Here is a 3,296-nt window from a genome sequence, read left to right on the forward strand (position 1 = left end):
CTCGATCTTCGTCGACCGGAAGGTGATCTCCGGGTACTCGTCCATCTTCAGGAAGTCGTTGCTGCGCAGGTGGGCATCGCGGTCGGCGTTGCGGGTGTCGATGCTGGTGGCCTTGATGGTCACCGTGACGCCCGACCGCTCCGGGTGGTCGCCGTCGATCCTGGCGGTCCCGGTGAACTCGCTGAACGCGCCGCGCACCTTGGTGATCATCGCGTGCCGGGCGACGAAGCCGAGACGGGTGTGGGCGGGGTCCAGCTCGTAGGTGCCGGTCAGCCGGGGGTATTGGGTGGTGGCGGTCATGGGGACCTCCTTGCTGGTTGATGTGTCATCTACTCGGTGGCAACATGGATGATGTGTCAACTATTCCGCGTACACTGTGGATGTGACGACCCAGACCCGGTGGCTCACGGAGCCCGAACAGCGTGCCTGGCGCGGCTACCTCGCGATGCAGGCCCAGCTCACCGCCCGCCTCAACCGGCAACTGCAGGCCGATTCCGAGCTGTCCTACTCCGATTTCGCGGTGCTGGTCGCGCTGACCGACGTGCCCGGCGGGCGAGTCCGGATCTTCGAACTGGCGCGGGAGCTGCAGTGGGAGAAGAGCCGGCTGTCCCACCACCTGGCCCGGATGCAGAAACGGGGGCTCGTCGCCCGCGAGGAGTGCCGGTCCGATGCTCGCGGCGCCTTCGTCGTGCTCACCTCCGCCGGGAGCGAGGCTATCGAAGGCGCCGCGCCGGAGCACGTGGAAACCGTCCGGCGGCTGGTCTTCGACGCCCTGACCCCGGCACAGGTGGAGGCACTGGCCGCCATCTCGGACCGGGTCCTCGAGCGCCTCGCGGCCGACGAACGCTAGGCAGGCGGCTCCACCGCCTGCGGGAACCCGGGCCGGGCGGCGTCAGTCGCCGCGGCCTTCGTTGGCTTCGTGGACGAGCCATTGCGCGATGTCGTGGAGCTTGCGGTTGGCGCGCTGGGAGGTCTGCACCAGCAGGCCGAAAGCCCGGTCGGCGTCGATGTGGTGACGCTCCATCAGGATGCCCTTGGCCATCGAGATGGTGTCGCGGGTGTTGAGCGCGTGCCTGAGCTGTTCCTGCCGCCGGGAGCCGGCGAGCGCCACCGCCGCGTGCGCGGCGAACAGGTCCGTCACCTGTTCCGCGGCGGTGTCGAAGGCATCCGGCGCGGTCGAGAACAGGTTCAGCGCACCCAGGTTGGTCGAGCTGGTGAACAGGCGGATGCCGAGCATGGACCGGATGCCGAGCCCGGCGGCCGCGAGACCGTACTTGGGCCAGCGGGGATCACGGCCGATGTCCCCGGTGCGGTAGATGGTCTCGTCGAACACCGCGTCGAGGCAGGGACCCTCCTGGAGTTCCTGCTGGAGCTCGTCCAAGCGGGCCACGAGTTCACTGGTGGGCGCCACCGAGCGGATCCGGCCCGATTCCAGCAGGCACACCCCGGCGAACTCGGTGCCCGGCACCGTGGCGGCGACCGCGCGCACGATGTGTTCCACGGTGCGCGTGAGGCTGGGTTCGGGCTCGAGGGTGCGCACCACGGAACTCAGGACCTCGGTCAGCGCCATGCCGTCGGGGCCGGGGTGCTCGGCCGGGAGTGCCGTCTGCTCCGTCATGTCCTCCAGTCTTGCCCAACGCGGTGGGTCCCGCCAGGTCGTTCCGGCGGGTCGTTCCAGCGGGGTTTCACCGTCGGCCACCGTGGGTATACCGACAGGCACCGTTCGTCGAGCGGCCGATGGAGGCGCGCGATGGGAAGCGAATTCCCCTGGGGGGAACGTATCGTGTGGCGGCGCCTGGCCGGCCGGGACGAACTCCGGTGGGTCCGGGACGTGGTCTGCGGACTGCTCTCCGACTGCGAGCCGGAGACGGTGGTGAGCGTGCTGATGTTCGTCGACGAACTGTGCGTGGGGGCTTTCGAGCTGGGAGCCGAGCCGGTGACGGTGTGTTTCTTGCGGGCAGGCGATCCGCACTACCTGCGGCTGGACGTCAGCGCCGCCGAACTGCTCACGCCCCACCGTCCCGGCTTCGTGCGCGGCGAGGGGCAGGGCTCCTCGGCCTGGGGCATCATCCGGGAGGGGCACGGCATGACCGCGTGGGCGTATCTGGCCCTGCCCGCGCGCGGCCGTGCGGGCGGGCGCTGGTCGCGGCTGCTCACCGCCGAGCCGCGCGACCCGTCGCTCAACTAGCGGCGTGTCGGCACCCGTGGCGGACAGCGGGGGGCTCAAACGCCCGGCAGGGTCGACTTTCCCTTCAGTGCGGCGAAGTGCTCGCCGAAGATCCGGCGTGCGCGGCGCTGCATCTGGCTGCGCCCGGCCTCGTCCGATCCGGCCAGCAGGCCGGTACCCGCGACGAGTGTGCCCAGTACGTTGATCTCGTACCTAAGGTCGAGTCCCTCGGGCAGTTCGCCGTCCTCGATGGCCTCGGCCAGGTGCCGGGCCACGTGGTCGGCCCATTCCCGGTACCCCTCCAGGAAACTCCCGCCCCGGACCTGCCCGGGGGCCTGCGACCAGAACGCGAGCCACACCTGCCAGCAGCGGAACCGGACCTCGTCGAGCGGCAGCAGGGCGAGCGTGGCGCGTTCGGCCGCGGCCAGTCCGCGACGCCCCTCGATCGCGGCCAGTACCCGTTCGGTGGCGATCGCGCTGTTGTGCCGCAGGACCGCCGCCATCAGTTCGGCCTTGTCCTCGAAGTAGTGCGTCACGGCGCCGGTCGTGACACCGGCTTCGGCGGCCACCGCGCGCAGCGTGGTCGCCGCGGGGCCGTGGAGGGCGACCAGCCGCCACGCGGCCTCCACGAGCTGTTCCCGTGACTGGGGATCGCGTACCCGCCGTGACATCGTGTCCCACCTTTTTCATAACCCTTGTTACGTAACCGATGATACGTAACACTCGTTCTGACGATCGGAGTAGATCGAGAGGGAGCAAGTATGAACCTTGCGGCGGAGTGCGCGGCCGAGGCCGCCCAGCTGACGGTGCCCGGGCTGTTGCGGCGCAACGCGGAGTCGTATCCCGGCGCGGCGGCGCTGACCGCGGGGACGCGGACGCTGGGCTGGGAGGACCTGCGCGAACAGGTCGCCGGGGTGGCCCGTGGGCTTCAGGCCCTCGGACTGGCCCCGGGCGAGCGGCTGCTGATCATGATGGGCGGCCGGTTCGAGCACTGGATCGCCGATCTGGCCGCCGCCCATGTGCAGGCCATTTCGTGCACCGCCTACCACACGCTCAGCCCCGAACAGATCGCCTACGTGGCAAGGCATTCCGCCGCGTCCGTGGTCGTGCTGGAGGGGGCGGGCGAGCT

Annotated in this window: 6 protein-coding genes; 3 read left to right on the forward strand and 3 right to left on the reverse strand. The window is 70.1% G+C overall.

Annotation, left to right across the window (positions count from 1 at the left end; genetic code table 11):
- Window positions 1-300 (reverse strand): YceI family protein (locus tag FNH05_RS35120; RefSeq protein WP_144593153.1); only part of this gene is annotated, 300 nt, incomplete at its 3' end.
- 145 nt (window positions 301-445) lie between these two features.
- Here FNH05_RS35120 and FNH05_RS35125 point away from each other — a divergent pair.
- Entirely contained in the window at window positions 446-850 is a 405-nt protein-coding gene (locus tag FNH05_RS35125; RefSeq protein ID WP_144593158.1) for a MarR family winged helix-turn-helix transcriptional regulator, read from the forward strand.
- 42 nt (window positions 851-892) lie between these two features.
- On the opposite strand, the gene FNH05_RS35130 is transcribed toward FNH05_RS35125, so the two are convergent.
- The gene (locus FNH05_RS35130; protein ID WP_144593154.1) at window positions 893-1,618 is read right to left on the reverse strand and encodes a GAF and ANTAR domain-containing protein; all 726 of its coding nucleotides are present in this window, start codon (window positions 1,616-1,618) and stop codon (window positions 893-895) included.
- A gap of 132 nt (window positions 1,619-1,750) precedes the next feature.
- Between FNH05_RS35130 and FNH05_RS35135 the strand changes: the two genes are divergently transcribed.
- The gene (locus FNH05_RS35135) at window positions 1,751-2,188 is read left to right on the forward strand and encodes a hypothetical protein (protein ID WP_144593155.1); all 438 of its coding nucleotides are present in this window, start codon (window positions 1,751-1,753) and stop codon (window positions 2,186-2,188) included.
- 35 nt (window positions 2,189-2,223) lie between these two features.
- On the opposite strand, the gene FNH05_RS35140 is transcribed toward FNH05_RS35135, so the two are convergent.
- Entirely contained in the window at window positions 2,224-2,838 is a 615-nt protein-coding gene (locus FNH05_RS35140; protein WP_144593156.1) for a TetR/AcrR family transcriptional regulator, read from the reverse strand.
- A 90-nt stretch (window positions 2,839-2,928) separates the two neighbouring features.
- On the opposite strand from FNH05_RS35140, the gene FNH05_RS35145 reads away from it, so the two are divergent.
- The coding region (locus FNH05_RS35145; protein WP_144593157.1) for an AMP-binding protein at window positions 2,929-3,296 on the forward strand (368 nt) is incomplete at its 3' end.

This window comes from Amycolatopsis rhizosphaerae (assembly GCF_007713715.1).
In the GTDB taxonomy this organism is placed as follows: Bacteria; Actinomycetota; Actinomycetes; order Mycobacteriales; family Pseudonocardiaceae; genus Amycolatopsis_E; species Amycolatopsis_E rhizosphaerae.